15 protein-coding genes are annotated in these 16,347 nt (G+C 71.7%); 6 read left to right on the plus strand and 9 right to left on the minus strand.

The window, feature by feature from the left end:
* Positions 1–114 precede the first annotated feature (114 nt).
* Positions 115–696 carry a GNAT family N-acetyltransferase gene (locus AC067Z_RS29115; protein WP_478792607.1) on the minus strand — a complete coding sequence of 194 codons (582 nt, stop codon included), beginning with the start codon at positions 694–696 and terminating at the stop codon, positions 115–117.
* On the minus strand, positions 689–2,743 hold the full coding sequence (locus tag AC067Z_RS29120) for a penicillin acylase family protein (RefSeq protein WP_478792608.1): 2,055 nt from the start codon (positions 2,741–2,743) through the stop codon (positions 689–691). The genes AC067Z_RS29115 and AC067Z_RS29120 overlap by 8 nt, the downstream gene beginning before the upstream one ends.
* 99 nt (positions 2,744–2,842) lie before the next feature.
* Between AC067Z_RS29120 and AC067Z_RS29125 the strand changes: the two genes are divergently transcribed.
* Genes AC067Z_RS29125 through AC067Z_RS29135 form a run of 3 tightly spaced genes read left to right on the plus strand, consistent with a single transcriptional unit; the run spans position 2,843 to position 4,754 of the window.
* Positions 2,843–3,568 (plus strand): siderophore-interacting protein, encoded by a 726-nt coding sequence (locus AC067Z_RS29125; RefSeq protein WP_478792609.1) that lies wholly within the window; start codon positions 2,843–2,845, stop codon positions 3,566–3,568.
* Positions 3,569–3,606: 38 nt separating this feature from the next.
* The gene (locus tag AC067Z_RS29130; RefSeq protein WP_478792610.1) at positions 3,607–4,209 is read left to right on the plus strand and encodes an HD domain-containing protein; all 603 of its coding nucleotides are present in this window, start codon (positions 3,607–3,609) and stop codon (positions 4,207–4,209) included.
* A 44-nt stretch (positions 4,210–4,253) separates the two neighbouring features.
* Entirely contained in the window at positions 4,254–4,754 is a 501-nt protein-coding gene (locus AC067Z_RS29135; RefSeq protein WP_478792611.1) for a GNAT family N-acetyltransferase, read from the plus strand.
* 149 nt (positions 4,755–4,903) lie between these two features.
* Here AC067Z_RS29135 and AC067Z_RS29140 read toward each other — a convergent pair whose 3' ends face one another.
* Both AC067Z_RS29140 and AC067Z_RS29145 read right to left on the minus strand, forming a co-directional pair.
* The gene (locus AC067Z_RS29140; RefSeq protein ID WP_478792612.1) at positions 4,904–5,551 is read right to left on the minus strand and encodes a hypothetical protein; all 648 of its coding nucleotides are present in this window, start codon (positions 5,549–5,551) and stop codon (positions 4,904–4,906) included.
* 324 nt (positions 5,552–5,875) lie between these two features.
* Positions 5,876–8,578, minus strand: a complete 2,703-nt coding sequence (locus AC067Z_RS29145) for a SpoIIE family protein phosphatase (protein ID WP_478792613.1) — start codon at positions 8,576–8,578, stop codon at positions 5,876–5,878.
* Positions 8,579–8,836: 258 nt separating this feature from the next.
* Between AC067Z_RS29145 and AC067Z_RS29150 the strand changes: the two genes are divergently transcribed.
* Positions 8,837–9,586, plus strand: a complete 750-nt coding sequence (locus tag AC067Z_RS29150; protein ID WP_478792614.1) for a type 1 glutamine amidotransferase domain-containing protein — start codon at positions 8,837–8,839, stop codon at positions 9,584–9,586.
* Positions 9,587–9,603: 17 nt separating this feature from the next.
* On the opposite strand, the gene AC067Z_RS29155 is transcribed toward AC067Z_RS29150, so the two are convergent.
* A complete protein-coding gene (locus AC067Z_RS29155; protein ID WP_478792615.1) occupies positions 9,604–10,170 on the minus strand; it encodes a DUF5709 domain-containing protein in 567 nt (188 codons plus the stop codon).
* Between the two features lie 222 nt (positions 10,171–10,392).
* Here AC067Z_RS29155 and AC067Z_RS29160 point away from each other — a divergent pair, with 222 nt between their 5' ends.
* Positions 10,393–11,016: a hypothetical protein gene (locus tag AC067Z_RS29160; protein ID WP_478792616.1), complete on the plus strand. Its 624-nt coding sequence runs from the start codon at positions 10,393–10,395 to the stop codon at positions 11,014–11,016.
* Positions 11,017–11,114: 98 nt separating this feature from the next.
* Here AC067Z_RS29160 and AC067Z_RS29165 read toward each other — a convergent pair whose 3' ends face one another.
* The 4 genes from AC067Z_RS29165 to AC067Z_RS29180 all read right to left on the minus strand — a co-directional run bounded on the left by AC067Z_RS29165 (position 11,115) and on the right by AC067Z_RS29180 (position 15,384).
* Complete coding sequence (locus AC067Z_RS29165; protein WP_478792617.1) at positions 11,115–11,729, minus strand: dihydrofolate reductase family protein; 615 nt, start codon at positions 11,727–11,729, stop codon at positions 11,115–11,117.
* A 368-nt stretch (positions 11,730–12,097) separates the two neighbouring features.
* The gene (locus AC067Z_RS29170) at positions 12,098–12,730 is read right to left on the minus strand and encodes a class I SAM-dependent methyltransferase (RefSeq protein ID WP_478792618.1); all 633 of its coding nucleotides are present in this window, start codon (positions 12,728–12,730) and stop codon (positions 12,098–12,100) included.
* 47 nt (positions 12,731–12,777) lie between these two features.
* Positions 12,778–13,851, minus strand: coding sequence for an NAD(P)/FAD-dependent oxidoreductase (locus tag AC067Z_RS29175; protein WP_478792619.1), 1,074 nt, complete (start codon positions 13,849–13,851; stop codon positions 12,778–12,780).
* A gap of 84 nt (positions 13,852–13,935) precedes the next feature.
* Positions 13,936–15,384, minus strand: a complete 1,449-nt coding sequence (locus AC067Z_RS29180; RefSeq protein ID WP_478792620.1) for a helix-turn-helix domain-containing protein — start codon at positions 15,382–15,384, stop codon at positions 13,936–13,938.
* A 181-nt stretch (positions 15,385–15,565) separates the two neighbouring features.
* Between AC067Z_RS29180 and AC067Z_RS29185 the strand changes: the two genes are divergently transcribed.
* The gene (locus AC067Z_RS29185) at positions 15,566–16,177 is read left to right on the plus strand and encodes a hypothetical protein (protein ID WP_478792621.1); all 612 of its coding nucleotides are present in this window, start codon (positions 15,566–15,568) and stop codon (positions 16,175–16,177) included.
* Positions 16,178–16,347 lie beyond the last annotated feature (170 nt).

The following is a 16,347-nucleotide window of genomic DNA, read 5'->3' on the forward strand; positions in this document are numbered from 1 at the left end:
CTCTCCGGAAAGGACAGGGAACAGCCCGGTACGGCATGGAACAGCCCGGTACGGCACGGGCCCGGCCGAGCGTGAGGTGCACGCGTGCGGCCGGGCCCTGCCGGAGACCTGGCGTCAGGCGTGCTGCTCGAAGGTCTCGCGGGTGAGGAAGGCGAGCTGCGCCCGCTTCTCGGGCTTGTCGATCTCGGGCCCCCGCACGAACCCGGAACGGACCATGCGCTCGATCGCCTTGCCGTTGCGCGCGTCCGGTTCGACGATGATCCGCAGATGCTTCTCGTCACGGAAGCAGTAGTGCATCAGCGGGACCATAAGGGCACTCGTGAAGCCCGGGCGCCGGCCGGCGCGGGCCGGGGCGAGCAGCAGATGCACGCCGAAGTCCCCGGGCAGGACCTCGTAGCACTCGCCGACGGGGTCGGCATCCGGCTCGTAGGTCTGGAAGAGTGCCACCGGCTCGTCGTCGAGATACACCAGGAAGGCGTGGTGGCTGGGGAGCGAGTCGACGTACTCGTAGATCTCCCGCACCTGTTCGCGGGTGTGGTCGAGCATGCCCCAGAAGCGGGCACGCTCCTCGGTCACCCAGCGGTGGACGAGACCGTCGTCGGTCGAGGGCTGCAGCGGCACGATACGGACCGTGCCGAAACCGTCGACGTTCTGCTCGTACACGGCTTCGGCGTGACGGGCGGCGGACTCAGACATCATCTCTCTCCTCGGTCAGGCTGTCCCAGTCGGTGATGACGGGAACGAGGCGGCCGGTCAGCCACAGCGGCAACTGGTCACGGTGGTGGGGATCGCCGGACACCCCGGACGAGCCGAACGGAACCACCCACAGGCTGTCCTCACGGTGGGCCAGGTCCCACACGTAGCGGGCCGCCGGGCCCCGGGCGCTGCGGTCGGTGACACCGGGCACGCTGGACGTGGACAACACGCAGTCGTGGTCGCCGGAGAGCGCGGGCCACTGTTCGTCTGCTTCGCCGGGCAGGGCCTGCCACGGCGCGAGCCGGTGCGTTGCGCCCCAGGCATCGAACTCCCTGCCTCCTGCGGCCACTTCCTCCACCGCGTCCCGCACCGCGCCGACGGCGTCCAGACCGGGCAGCGCGTCCGGCGCGAGCAGGCGCTCCAGCGCGTACGCGACCCTCGGTACCAGCGCGAGCCAGGGGTGGAAGACCTCCGGCAGGGACGGGCGTGCGGTCAGGCCAGCGAGGGCGGGCTGCTGCGCCAGGCGGCGCACCACCGCCGAGCGCAGCGCGGCGTAGGCCGCCGCGTCGGTGCTGTCCGCCGCCATGCGCCGGTCCCAGGCGAGCAGGCGCTCGCGCAGTGCCGCCGCATCCGGGCCGAGGCCTTCGAGCCCCGCGAGCAGATCCAGCAGCGGGGCGGCGGACCCCACATGGGTGTCCGTGTGGATGTCCGCCATGTCCTTGCCGGTCCAGACGGCGGTCCCGTCCAGCAGGTGGCGGATGCGATCCGCACGGTGCCGGGGCGCGAATTCGACACCGAGCGGTGCCGCGAGCCCCCGTTGGTTGGCCATGACGGCCACGCCCTCGACCGCTGCGCGGGGCAGCGGCTCGTAGGTGCCGCGCCAGACGTGCTGCACCTCCCACGCCGGGACGACCCGCAGCCGGTTGGTGGCGTGCCGGCACGGCACCCTGCCGGCGACCCGGTGCAGCAGTCCGCCCTGTGTGTCGGCGGCCTGCACCACGTTGACGGGCTCGACCCACTGGTCGACGGCCCGGTCCACGTCGTCCACGGTCCGGGCCCGCAGCAGTGCGGGCAGTGCCCCGAATCCGATGTTCTCGCCCGCGCGCGCGGGGCAGCGCAGGCTGATGGCCTCGCCGTCGTCCACGCTGCCGGCAACGACCGGTCCCCGCTCGGTCTCGACGATCTCGACCTCGACGGATGTCCCGCCCGCCACTTCGATGACCTCGGTGTGCAGCGAGACGGGGTGCCAGCCGTCGGGGCCGAGTGCCTCGACGAGCGGGCCCCGTCTTCGCAGCCGCTCCCGGTAGAGGTCCTGGTAGTCGGCCATGGCGTTGGTGATCGCCCAGGCGACGGTCCCGGTGTGCCCGAAGTGTGCGATGCCCGGAACGCCGGGGACAGCCAGCCCGACGACGTCGTACTCGGGGCAGGCGAGACGTATCTGCTGGTAGATACCGGGGTCCTCGATGAAGCGGTGCGGGTCGCCCGCGATGAGCGCGGCGCCGGAGGCCGTGCGCTCGCCCGCCACCAGCCAGCCGTTGCTGCCCGAGGTGCCCGGCCCGTCCGTCGCGAACAGCTCGATCGCGTCGTCACCGAGGGCGCGTGCGACCTCCTCGCGCCACAGCTTGGTGGGGAAACCTGCGAAGAGGATGTGTGTGGACAGCCAGATCGCCACGGGTGTCCACGGTTCCCAGCGCCCGGGTGCGAGCCCCGCGCGTGCGAACTCCGGTGCCCGGCGGGCTCCTTCGGCGAGGCCCGCGTTGACCCCGTCGACGTAGTGGCCGATCCAGGCCGCCGTTGCGTCGTCGAGGGCGGCGTGACAGCGGCGCGCGGTGTCGTCGATGCGCGACATCCGCGCGAACCGGTCCCACGCGAGGGCGTCCTCGCCGAGGAACGAGGCCGAGGTCCCCCGCGACCTGTGCCGGTCGACCTCGATCTGCCAGGCCCGGTCCACTGCTGCGTTGTGGCCCTGGGCGTGGGCGAGTTGCTGGGGGCTGTCCGCCCGGAGATGCGGGATGCCCCAGGGGTCCCGGTAGATCGCTCTGCTCACACTATTTCCCGACTCTTTAGGTTAGGCTGGCCTAACTTAAGGCACAGTTGTTCGGGAAACAATTCCGGCCATGAATCGGCCGAGAAAGAGGGGATCGCAGTGGGGCATGGCTGGGAGGGCGTCGTCCTCAAACTGATGCGCGGCAAGGACTTCGCGTTCACCGTCACCGGATCGGAACAGGTCACCGATCACTTCAGGCGGGTCCACTTCACCGACGGCGGCATGCTCGCACAGACGGGCGTGCACCCGACCATGTGGGTGCGCATCTGGTTCAGCAACGCGGGCAAGCCCCACCAGCGCGCCTACACCCTGGTGGACGCCGATCCGGCGGCGGGCACGTTCAGTATCGAGTTCGCCCTGCACGACGGCTGCGCCAGCGACTGGGCTCGCACGGCGCGACCCGGCGACACTGTCGAGGCGACGCTCCAGGGCACCGGGTTCCAGGCTCCCGCCCCCGAGCCGAAGCGTCTGTTCGTCGTCGGTGACCCCGCGTCGCTGCCGGCCATCAACTCGCTGCTCGACGCGCTGCCCACCGTGCCCGCCACGATCTGGTTCGAGACGACCCACGAGTCGGATGCGGACCTTCCGCTGAGGGTCGATCCCGGCAGGCACGACGTGCGCCGCATACCGCGCCGCGACGGCGGTGCCCATCTCGTCGAGCAGGTCACCGCCGACCTGCCCGCGCTGATGGACGATCCCTCCACCGCGTACGTGTGGATCGCCTGCGACACCACCACGACCCGCGCCCTCACGGCCTACGCCCGCAAGGAACTCGCCCTCCCCAAGGACCGTGTGAACTCTCTCGGTTACTGGCGCGCGGCCTGAGCCGACGGCCCCTCGTACGTGATCCGTACGCTGATGCGGTGACGACCACCGACCTGCTCCACCGAGCACTGCGCACGGACACCGAACCTCCGCTGGTGCGCCTGCCCGAGCTCGCCGAACAACTGCTGCTGCGTCTGGACGCGCCACCGCGGCTCGCCGCGCATCTGCGCGCCGTCCACGACGTGGCACACCGGATCGCCGCATGGCTGCACCAGCAGCACCCCCGGCTGCGCTTCGATCAGGAGGCGGTGCTCTTCGGGGCTGCGATACACGACGTGGGCAAGATCCTGCACACGAGCGAACTCGGCGGCCCGGGCAGCCGCCACGAGGAGGCCGGCCGCACCCTGCTCCTGGAGCAGGGTGTCCCGCCCCGGCTGGCACGGTTCGCCGCCACGCACGGGAACTGGTCGGCACACGCGGATCCGTCGGCGGGCATCGAGGATCTGCTCGTCTCCCTGGCCGACAAGGTGTGGAAGAACAAGCGGGTGCCGGATCTGGAGGACCTGGTGGTGGCGCGGCTGGCCGAGGTGAGCGGCAGGGCGCCGTGGGAGGAGTTCCTCGCGCTCGACGACCTGCTCACGCCCCTCGGCGAGGGCGCCGAGGCGCGCCTCGCCTTTCAGTCCGCGTACCCCCTGCGCTGACTGTCGGGTTCTCTCTCCGGGCCGCGCTTTGTCATACTCGTTGCATGGTGACGCCCCTGACAGGAACCGGTTCCGCCGCGCGTCGCGGGCGGCGGCGCGAGACCGTGCGGATCGGCAGGGCCACTGCGGGGGACGCGCGGCGGCTGACCCGCCTGGTGCGCAGTTCCCGTGCCTACGAAGGCCACTACGCACCCATGGTCGCCGGCTACCGGGTGGGGCCCGACTACATCGAGACGCACGAGGTGCATGTGGCGAGGGGCGACGGGGATCGCCTGCTCGGCTTCTACGCCCTGGTCCTGTCCCCGCCCGAGCTCGACCTGATGTTCGTCGCCGACGACGCCCAGGGGCTCGGCATCGGGCGCCTGCTCATCGGCCATATGGCCGAGCGTGCGCGGGACGCCGGGGTCGACGCCGTCCGCGTGGTGTCGCATCCGCCCTCCGAGGGTTTCTACCTCAGTGTGGGAGCCCGCCGGACCGGCACGGTGAAGGCCGATCCGCCCGCCGTGATGTGGGACCGGCCCGAACTGACCCTTCCGGTGGTGTGAACCGCGCGTGGTGTCGCCGCCGGTCCGCGGGTTCGGCGTTTCGGCTCCGTAAGGCCCGGCCCACATAGCCGGGTCGCAACCTGACAAAGCGGCGGGAACCCGCCGGCCGGGCTGCCCGGCGCGGCGGGTGAGCACACCGGGCGTCCGCGTCAGGAGGCGGGCGGCCGGACGGGTGTCGCCAGCTTCAGCTTGACCGTGTTCCCGTCGCCCGGGATGACCAGATTGATCAGCGGGGTGGCCAGCAGGCAGTGCTCGAACTCGGGGATGGTGTACGTCCCCGACAGCGTGCCGCCCGCCAAGGGGTTGAAGCCCGGCTCCGAGGCGAGGTTCAGCACCGCCGGCACCTTTGTCCTGCACGCGCTTCCGACGGGTGTGGGGATCCCGGCGACCTTGAGATCCTTCAGGCGCAGCGTCAGCTTCGTGGTGCTCTTGATCGCCCCGGTCTTGAGGTCGATGGTCCCGGTGGTGGGCTCGGTCTCGATGAACTCCGTGGTCACACTCACCGGTACGACCCCGATCATGTGGAACAAGCCGGGTGCGGGCGGCAGTTGGGTGTTGGCCGACATCGTGCCCAGCTTCAGATCGGCGGTCACCTCCAGGACCCCCGGCCCCAGCGCGAGATCCGATCCGGTGCCCTTGAGTGTCGTCGTGCCCGTCAGCGGATAGTCGAGCCGGACCGGCACGGCATGCGCCGCACCGGCGGTGGAGGCGACCAGGCCCAGGCCCGCGGCCAGGGCGATTCCCGTACAGGCGAGGGCTCTTCGACCGGTGACGCGGGCATGCTTCAGACGCTGCATTTCGGCTCCTGGGTGCGGCGGTGCGCGGGCAGGCGCGCACGGACGACGGGTGAACGCGGAAATGGTGCGGTGCCTCGCAGTCCGGCCCGGGGGCGGGCGGCCGGACGTCATGTGCGCGGAGCGGGCCTGCGCGAATGCGCGCCGGGTCCGGGGTGCGAGCAAGACGCTACGCACGGGTAACCGGGCGGGCAAGAGCGACCGGTCACTTTCTCGGCGGCGCCCCGTGACGGGGCCCTTTCTTGTCGCCCAAGCAGCAGGGCGGCCGGGTTTCTTGTGCGCGAGTGAGTGGGCGGGTGAGTGCCGCGGCCGTCGGCGCGGCGTGGATCATTCGCCGTCGACGAGGGCCGGCTCCCCGGCCGGTGACAAGGGCTGCTCGGTCCAGATGACCTTGCCGTCCGCGGTGTAGCGCGTACCCCAGCGGTCCGCGAACTGGGCGACGAGAAACAGCCCGCGGCCCCCCTCGTCCGTGGTCGCCGCCTGCCGCAGATGAGGCGAGGTGCTGCTGTGGTCCGACACCTCGCAGATCAGACTGCGGTCGCGGATCAGACGTACCTGGATCGGCCCCTCGGCGTAGCGGATGGCGTTGGTCACGAGTTCGCTGAGGATCAGTTCCGTGGTGAACGCGTCGTCGCCGAGGCCCCAGTCGGCCAGCTTCTCCGACACCGCGGACCGCACACGTCCCACGGCCGCGGGCTCCGCCGGCACGGACCAGGTGGCCACCTGGTCCGAGGTCAGGACCCGGGTGCCTCCCACGAGCAGCGCGATGTCGTCGCGCGGCCGCTCGGGCACCAGCGCCGCCAGCGCGGCCTCGCAGGCCTCCTCGGGGGTGCCCTGCGCGCTGCGTTCCAGCGTGCGGCGCAGCAGTTCGAGCCCCTCGTCGATCTCCCGCTCGCGGTCCTCGACCAGGCCGTCGGTGTAGAGCACCAGACGGCTGCCCTCGGCCAGCCGCAGGTTCAGCGTCTCGAACGGCAGGCCGCCGAGCCCGAGTGGCGGGCCGCCCGGCACGTCGGCGAACTCGGCCGTGCCGTCCGGATGCACGACGACCGGCTGCAGATGCCCGGCGCGGGCCACGCTGCAGTGCCCGGTGACCGGATCGTAGATCGCGTAGATACAGGTGGCGCCGGTGACAGCGGCGTCGCCGCCGTCGTCCGTCTCGTCCTGGTCGATGCGGGCGACCAGCTCGTCGAGGTGCCACAGAAGTTCGTCGGGCGGCAGGTCCAGCGTGGAGAAGTTGTGCACCGCCGTACGCAGTCGGCCCATCGTCGCCGCCGCATGGAGCCCGTGGCCCACCACGTCCCCCACCACCAGTGCGACCCGTGCGCCCGGCAGCGGAATGATGTCGAACCAGTCGCCGCCCACCCCGCCGAGACCGCCCAGGCCGGCCTGCGCCGGCCGGTACCGGTAGGCGACGTCCAGCGCCGTCTGCTCCGGCAGGACCCGCGGCAGCAGGCTGCGCTGCAGGGTCACGGCCATCGTGTGCTCACGGGAGTACCGCCGGGCGTTGTCGACACTCACCGCGGCGCGGGCCACGAGCTCCTCGGCGAGCGACAGGTCCTCCTCCTCGAACGGCTCCGGGGTCCTGGCCCGCCAGAACATCGCGACGCCGAGGACCACGCCCCGCGCCCGCAGGGGCACCGCGATCATCGAGTGCATCCCGTACTCGATCAGCTGCGGGGCCCGCACGTGGTCCTGGTCCTGCCACCCGGTGAGGGCGGTCAGATCGGCCTCCAGTACGGCCTCGCCCTTGCCGAGGCCGTGACCCATGGGTGTCGTCGGCACGAACCGGATGAGATGGCCGAGGGGATACAGCGCAGTGTCCTCCGAGCCGCTGAACGCCGTGCGGCGCATGTCGACGTCGGCGCCGGTCGCCGTCGGCTCCTCGCCCCGCAGCACCGTCTCCACCAGGTCCACCGTGGCGAAGTCGGCGAACCGGGCGGCGGCGAACTCCGCCAGCTCCTCACAGGTCCGCACCACATCCAGGGTGGTGCCGATCTCCGTACCCGCGTCGTACAGGAGTCTCAGCCTGCCCCGCGCCACGTCGGCCCGCCCGGTGACCGTCTGCAGTTCCGTGGTGTCCCGCAGTGTCGCGACCGTGCTCGGGGGCCCGCCTGCCTGGTCCGTCGACCGCTGGCTCACGGCGATCAACCGCTCGCCGACCGGGATGATCTCGTCCGTCGCGGACTGACCGGACGACAGCAGGTGGGCCGTCGCCGGGTCGAGGCCGAGCTCGGCGACCCGGCGGCCGTCCACGTCCGCGGGAAGATCGAGCAGTCTGCGTGCCTCGTCGTTGGCGAGCATCAGCCGCCCGTCCCCGCCGACGATGATGACCCCCTCGCGCACCGCGTGCAGGACCGCGTCGTGATGCTCGTACATCCGGGTCATCTCGATCGGGCCGAGACCGTGGGTCTGGCGGCGCAGCCGTCTGCTGACCAGGGCGGTGCCGCCCGTCGCCAGCAGCAGCACACCGCCCGCGGCACCGAACAGGAGCGGGAACTGGTCCTCCACGAATCCGCTGATGCGGGCGATGGTGACGCCTGCGGACACCAGTCCGATGACCTCGCCGTCGCTCGACCGGATCGGGACGACCGCCTGCACGAGGGGCCCGATCGTTCCGATGATCTTTTCCGTCACCACGCCGCCGGCGAGCGCCGGTTCGATGTTGCCGACGAACTGCTTGCCGATGCGGTCGGTGAGGGGGTGGGTGTAGCGGATGCCCTCGGTGCTCAGCACGACGATGAAGTCGACCTCGGAACGCTTGCGGGCCTCCTCGGCCTTGGGTTGCAGTACGGCGCTGGGATCGGGGCTCTCAAGCGCCTCCTCCATGCCGGGACTGTTGGCGAAGGTCTCGGCCACGGCGACGGACCGGTTGCGGGCCTCGCGCTCGTTGTCGGTCCGGGACTGGAGCACCAGCGCCGCCATGGACGCGGCCACCAGCAGCACCACGATCGCCACCTGCAGGAGAAAGACCTGACCTGCGACAGTTCGCATCCGCAGAACCGAGCGCGGGCGGCTGTAGCGTCCGGCCATATGCTCTTTCTACACCTCCCGCATGGGGTGGGCGAACCGCGCACAGCGGTGCCCTGGGCCCGCATCGGCACGCAGGTGCCGCGGATCGCCCCAGCATGCCAAGCATGTGGTTGCCCTCGGAGCCCTTTGCACAACTCTCTTCGCACGGTCCTCGAACAGAGGGCCCCGGCGAGCCGCCTGCCCGTCCGTTCCGCGGGGGCAGACGCCCTGGCGCGCGGGCAATATGCGGCCTGTTCATGACATGGTGAGGGGGTGCGTGTGCTGATTCCCCTCCCCGACACCGATTTCGACGTCACCGAGGTGGCCGTCCCCTGGCGGATCCTCACCGACGCCGGCCACCAGGTCGTCTTCGCCACGGAACGCCCCGGCACCCGGCCGGCCGCGGATCCGCGGCTGCTCACCGGCGTGCTCTTCGGACAGCTCGGCGCGGAGGCGGACGCCAAGCACTGCTACGAACAGCTCGTCCTGAGCGAGGAGTTCACAGCGACCGAAGGCTGGTCGGAACTGGATGTGGCCGGCTTCGACGGGCTGCTGCTGCCCGGCGGGCACGCCCCCGGCATGCGCCAGTACCTGGGCTCCGAGGAACTGCGCCGCCAAGTGGCCTCGTTCTGGACCCTGGACCGGCCTGTCGGAGCGATCTGCCACGGCGTCCTGGTCCTGGCCAGGACCACCGAGGCCGCCGGCGGCCGCAGCGTGCTGGCCGCACGGCGCACGACCTGCCTGCCCAAGTACATGGAACGCACCGCCTACCTGATCACCGCCTGGCGACTGGGCCGCTACTACCGCACGTACCCGGCTTACGTGGAGGACGAGGTCAGGGCCGCGCTCGCGGAGCCGGACACGCAGTTCGTCCGGGGGCCGAGGACCCTCACCGCACGCGGAACCGCAACGGACGACAGCCCTGCCTTCGTCGTCCAGGACGGCAACTACCTCTCCGCGCGGTGGCCCGGGGACGCGCATCTGTTCGGGCGGCGCTTCCTCTCACTCCTGGAGGGTGCGGCCGGATAGGCGGCCTCGACCGGGATTCACACCTGTCCCTGCTCCGCCGTGCCGAACTCCTCGTTCTCGAGCGCACCCTCGTCCTGCGCCCCGGAGTCCTGCTCACTCGGCATGTCGCCCTCGATGCCCTCGATCACGTGCATCGCCGCCTCCTCGGCCGACGCCGCCCCGCCGTCGACACCCACGTCGCGGGCCACGACGTCGTTCCGTCCGGGCGGCGCTGTCTCGTCCGCGAAGGTGAGACGGCCCGCGCGGGCCGCGCCGGCCTCGTCGTCGACGGGTTCACCGGCGCCGCGCGTGAGATCACCGATCCCGTCGCCCTCCGGCGGTCCGGCGTCCGGCATCTCCTGCGCAAGCCGCTCGTCGAGCGATTCGCCCCGGCGCAGCTCGTCGCCGGTGGTGCCGTGCCTGCCGACGACCAGCGGTCGCTCCGGCGGCGAATAGCCCTCGTCCAGCATGTCGTCCAGCCCGCGCTCGTCGAGCACGTTCTCCAGGTCGAGGTCCCCGCTCGGACGGTTCTTCACGTCGGAGTGCTCGGGCTGGTAGACGTCGTCGCCCCGCCCCTCGTCGTTGCGCCCGGTTTCGTCGGCCATGACCTGTTCCCTTCTGCGGCGGGACCGGGCCGGAATGCCCGGCGGGAGCCGCATTCGCCTCCGTGCTCACGGGCCGAGTGCCCGGATCCGCCCGGATCAACAGTCCCCGATGTGTGCCCCCCTTCCAGGGTGCGCCTCCGGCCTCCTGCGGGCACGGGATCCGAGCCGATTACGATCATGGGGCCCCGATCCGGGGTGCCGACCCCGTTTCGGAAGGAAGCCATGGCCGCCGGAGGAGTCCGGAGGAGCACCGCAGTGGCACGGCGTGTCACGGATGTCCTCCAGCCCCGCAATGTGCTGCTCGTGGGCATGCTCATCATCGGTCCGGCCGTGTCCGGCGGTGCCTGGACCGGTGTGCCCTGGGGGCTGCTGGGTGCGCTGTGTGCCGGCCTCGTCCCTGCGGCCTACATCGAATGGGAGCGGCGGCGGGGCACGTGGGGCGACCGGCACGTCGTGGACCGCACCCAGCGTGCGCCGATCTTCCTCGTCATCCTCGGCTCGGTCGGCATCGGTTCCGTGGCGATGGTCCTCGGCGACGCGCCCCCCGGCATCCTCGTGGCCATGCTCGGTCTGTGGGCCATGACGGTCGTCCTGCTGAGCGTCAACACGGCGTGGAAGATCAGCGTGGACTCGGCGGTCGCCTCCGCGGTCGCCGCGATGCTCGCCGTCGCCCACACCCCGTGGTGGCTGGCGGCGTACGCACTCGTCGTCGCCGTGTGCTGGTCCCGGGTCGCGCTCGGCTACCACTCGGTCGCCCAGACGGTGGCGGGAGCCGGGCTCGGAGCGGTCGCCAGTGCGTCGTTCCTGCTCCTCCGCATCCAGGACCTGTTCGAGAAGACGGTTTGAGAAACAGTGCCTGCTGCCGTACGGGGTGAGTCGGAAATGGCTTCGTGGCGGACGGCGAGCCTGTCGTACCTGGTGGCGACCCCGCGGGCGGTGCCGGGTCACTTCACGAAGCGATACTTCAGGTGCGTGGCGAGGGGCGTGTCGACCATCCTGACCGGCTCGAGTTTCCGCCGCCCGGCGCCCAGTCCCTCGAAGAGCCGCAGCCCGTCTCCGAGGAGCGCGGGCACCACGTGCAGTTGCAGCTCGTCGATGAGCCCCTCCCTGAGGTACTGCTGCACCGTGCTCGCCCCGCCCGCGATGTCGACGTTCCTGTCTCCGGCGGCGGCCTTCGCCTGGTCGAGGGCGCTGTGGATGCCCTCGGTGACGAACGTGAAGGTGGTGCCGCCCTCCTTGACGAGGGTCGGCCGGGGACGGTGGGTGAGCACGAAGACCGGGGCCCGGAACGGCGGGTTGTCGCCCCAGAACTCCTCGCCCGTGTCGTACATCATCCGACCCATGACCACCGCTCCGGTGGCATCGAACCACTCGCGCATCAGCTCGGAGTCGCGGTTCTCCTCCCCGCCGGTCATGCCCTGGCGCTGCCGCCAGCTCGCCAGGTTGTGGATCCACTCGAAGAGCGGCTCGGCGCCGTCGCCTGCCGGGTTGTCAAGGGCGACGTCGGTGCCGGCGATGTAGCCGTCGAGGGAGATGGCCATGTCCGCGGTTACGGTCACGATGGGGGTGCTCCTGAAGTCTCGGATGTGCTGCCTTTACTCTCACGTCGATCGGGAACGGGTGCATTCGACATCCCCGGCGACACGCGACAGTCCCCGCCCGCCTGAGGTGGGCGGGGACCAGGACTTCGGCGGCCGCATGAATCCTGTGGGCACGGGCACCTGCCGTCGACGGACTGGGCGCAGCGGCGACAACAGGCGTACAAGGCAGCGGACTTCGTGGTGGAGATCGCTTCTTCCGCCTACGGGCGCCACGTCGAGAGCACGCTGTTCCTCGACCGCGTCCGTGCAGTGCGCTCACCGGGGTTGCGCTGATTCGCGTGGAGCATGCCGAGCGGGAGTACCCCGGCGTGCGGGCGGGCCCCCTGCTACCGCAGGCGCCGGACGTTCAGCACGTTGTCCGTGCGGGGGCCGGGCAGGCCCTCGGGGTCGTTCTGGCTGCGCAGGAACTCCTCGCAGCGCTGCACCTCCCAGGCTTCCGGAGGCAGTCCGAGGGAGTCCAGGACCTCTTCCGGGGTGGGGAAGTGGACGTGCTCGTGCTCCGCGTGTTTCCAGGACCCGGCGTCCGCGTGTCCCACGACGAGCAGGACGCCGCCCGGAGCCACGGCCGACGCGGCGCGCCGCAGGATCTCCTCGCGCGGCATGTCTCCCAGGGAGTGCAGATAGTGCGCGGACACCAGATCGAACTCACCCGCGGGGAACGACACCGCGAGGTCGTGCCGCTGCCACTCGATCGCCTCGGCGACCCCTGCCTCCTCCGCATGAGTGGCAGCCCGCTTGAGAGCGATGCCCGAGATGTCGGTGGCGGTCACGCGCCAGCCACGGCGAGCGAGCCAGATCGCGTCGCCACCCTCGCCGCATCCCAGGTCGAGGGCGGTACCGGGCCGCACGTCAGTGATTTCCTTGATGAGCGCGGCATTCGGATCGCCGCTCCAGATGCGGTCGCTCTCGCCGTAGCGGGCGTCCCAGTATTCCTCGCCGTATGTCTGGCTGTCGGACATGTGGATGGTCTCCTCGCAATGGTGGAAGGGCTGTTCGGCGGGGGCGGTCACAGGCCGTGCCTGCGGGTGCCGAGCACGCGTTCGCAGACCGCGCGTTCCGCCTCGGCGGAGAACGGGGCGCGGCGGGCGGCGACGGCGCCGCGGGTCTCCTCGGCGACGAGGTCGGCGTTGATCGCAGCCCCGGCCCGTACACCGGCGGCCGCAGCGCCGATGACGTGTGCGGACAGGTCGGCCACGTTGCCGGCCACCCATAGGCCGGGAACGGCGGTGGCGCCGGACGGATCGGCGGGTACACGGCTGCCGATCACATGGCCGTTCATCTCCTGGTCGGTGGGCTCGAGGCCCAGGCCGCCGAGGAGGGCGTCCCGTGCGGTGAAGCGCGGGGCGACGACAAGCGCCTCGCAGTCGACGAGACGGCCGCCCTCGAGCCGCACGCCCCTCAGCCGGTCCTGCTCCACCCGCAGATCCTCGATGCGCCCGTCCACCACGGCAACGCCCCGCGCGGCGAGCTGTTCGTACGCCTCGTCGTCCGGCTCCGGTCCGGTGTGCAGGAAGAGCGTGACGTCCTTCGACCACTGACGCCACAGCAGAGCCTGGTGGACCGCGAGCGGGCCCGTGGCCAGCACGCCGACGGCCTGGTCGCGCACTTCCCAGCCGTGGCAGTACGGGCAGTGGAGCACATCGCGCCCCCACCGCGCGGCCAGGCCCGCCACGTCCGGCAACTCGTCGACGAGGCCCGTGGCCACCAGCAGCCGGTCGGCCAGCACGGCGGACCCGTCGCCGAGGACCAGCCGGAAACCGCCGTCCTCCCCGCGCTCCGCCGACTCGACACGGTCCTCGACGATCTCGCCGCCGTATCCGGTGACCTCGTCGCGGCCCACCGCCGCGAGTCGGTCCGGCGGCACGCCGTCCCGTGTGAGATAGCCGTGCACCTGGCTCGCCGGGGCGTTGCGGGGCTCCCCCGCATCGACGACGAGGACCGAGCGCCGTGCCCTGGCCAGGGTCAGCGCCCCGCTCAACCCCGCGGCGCCGCCCCCGACGACCACGACCTCGTAGTGCCGCTCCGGCCGCGAGGCACGGCCGGGCGCCGCCTGTTCTGTGGGTTCTGTCTGTACGGTCATGTGTGCGTACCTCCGTCTTACGGTGATACTCCGCCCACATCCCGCGGATCGGCAAAGAACTTTGCCGACTCGGCAAAAGACTTCTCAGGCGGCCGGACCGTCCCCGCCGTACCCGGAACCCTCCTCGTCCTCCGACCGGCCGGCGGCCCCCGATTCCGCCGCCACCCACCGGCGAGCGCCGTAGTCGTAGTCGTACACCGGCCGGCCCCCGGCCCCGCTCGTACGGAACGGGCGGCCGCCCGCGTCGATCCGCACCGCGCCGCTGCGCTCACCGCTGCTCCAGCGCACCTCCAGGTACCAGTCGCAATCGCAGGAGACGGCGCGCCCGTTGACGAGCAGCGTCTCGGGGTCGGTGGCGGACACGGAGTACGGGAACGACACGGCGGGGATCGGCTCGCCCGAGTCGTTGCCCGGCAGGGCGTGCGCCACCGGACGGGAGCGGTCGAGGTCGACATCGAACAGACGCGGGGTGAGCGCACCGCCGCAACCCGAACTCATGCGGTGGACATTGCCTTCCGCAGGCGTCCGCCGGGCGACGACGCGGACCTGCATCGACTCCAGAACCACGGCCTCGGATCCCTTGCCCTGCAAGGTGATGCGCACCTGGGTCTCGCCCGCGTGGCGGGCGCCGAGCGAGGCCGCCCACGACGCGGCGTCGGCCTGTGCGGGCGGAGGAGGCACGGCGGACGGGCCACGGTCCAACAGGTAGGAGTGGTCGCAACCGTTGCGCCACACATGGTCGTCCGTGGTCCAGGCGAACGGAACCCCGGTCGCCGGGGTGTGCCCCTTGCCCTTGCCGCCCGGCTCGGCCGGGCGCGGCCCGGTCGCTCCGGCGGAACCGCCCCCGGGCGGTTCCGCCGATGGGGACTGCGACGCGCTGGGAGACGGTGAAGCGGGCTGGGGGGAGCGGGGGAGCGTACCCCCCGGCGACGCGGTGCCTGTGCCGTTGGCGCCCGTTCCGGTGGCGCGAGGAGCCGTACGGTCCTCCCCGGCCGTGGCGGAGGCGAGTTCGCGGAAGCCGACGAGCAGGGCGAGCGAGGCGACCGCCGCGGCCACTGAGACCGCGACGACTGCTGAGCGGCGCGTGCGCCATGGGCGGCCCTCGGGCCGGGGGAGGGACGCGGCTGCCGCGGCGGGCAGGGGACCGGTGTCGGCATCCGTGTCGTCGCCGTCGTCGTCGCCGTCGTCGTCGCCGTCGGCGGCCACGGTGGTTGCGGGCTCGGCGGGTGCGCCCGCGTCGGCCGGTGCGCCCGCGCCGCTCTCCATCCGTGCACGCCGGTCCGCGTCCGCCCGCACCCACAGCCGGTGCAGCTCGATCAGCGCGTCGCCCTCGCAGCCGCAGAACCTTGCCAGTCGTTCCACCGGCGCGAACTCCATCGGGACGGTCCGCCCCGAGCAGTAGCGGTGCAGCGTCGACGCACCGACCCCCACCCGCCTTGCCAGGGAGCCGTACGTACGCCCGGAGGCGCTGCGCAGTTCGTCGAGACGCCGCGCGAAGTCCACCGTCGCCGCCCCTCTCGGTGTGTCCGCCATCGCCGCTCCTTCCGCCGCGCCCGTCCCCGGACGCGTTTCACCCCACTGCTCAAACCCCACGTCAACCGGGGTGAAACGGTTCCCGTGTCCCGCAAGGGGCGTCGGTGCTTGCCGCGTTCGGCCCATCCGTCCACGCTGGTGATCGTTTCGACCACCACCCATGTACGGGGGAACACCTTCCATGAACCGCATCCGCATCCGGACGGCAGCCGTGGCCGCCGCCGTCGTCGCCATGACCGCCGCCACTTCCTTCACCAGCGCATCGGCCGCCGCACCCGCCTCCCCCCGCTTCCTGTCCGCGGCTCAGCTGCCGGCCGCGAGCACCCCCTGGCACGCCGACGCGGTGCAGCAAGGGCCTGCCGCCGACGGCTCGTTCTGCACGGAGGGCATCGCGCCGCGGGCCGGCACCCGGTACCGCGACTTCCGGACTGAACTCGACACCGGCGCCCGCCAGACCATCACGGTCGCCCCCACCGTCGCCCGGGCCGAGCAGCTCGCCGCGCAGCTCCGGAGCTCGATCGAGTCGTGCCTGGACCGCCTCAAGGCCCAGGACCCCGGCTTGGAGGGCGAGGCGTTCCACCACGGCACGGTGGACGTGGAGGAGGGCGCGCACGTCTACAGCATCGACACGTCCCACCCCGAGATCGGCTCGACCGACATCGCCCTCTACTCGGTCGGCCGCGACGGCCGGGCCGTGACGGTTGTCCAGTGGGGCCAGTTGGGTGAACTGGACGGAGCGCCGCTCCAGGGCTTCAAGAAGACCACGGCGACGGCCGTGGCCAAGCTCTACTGAGCCACGGACTCAGGGGGTGCCCGGCGGACCGGCGCCGGAATCCCCCTGAGGCCCGCCCTGTGGATCACGGCCGGACGGACACTAATTCGGTTGTCCCCGCCCGGACCCAACTGCTGCACTGCATGGGCACGAACCGCTGAAGCCGATGCGACCCAGGAGCCTGATCATGC

Source organism: Streptomyces sp. NPDC043812 (assembly GCF_056436245.1).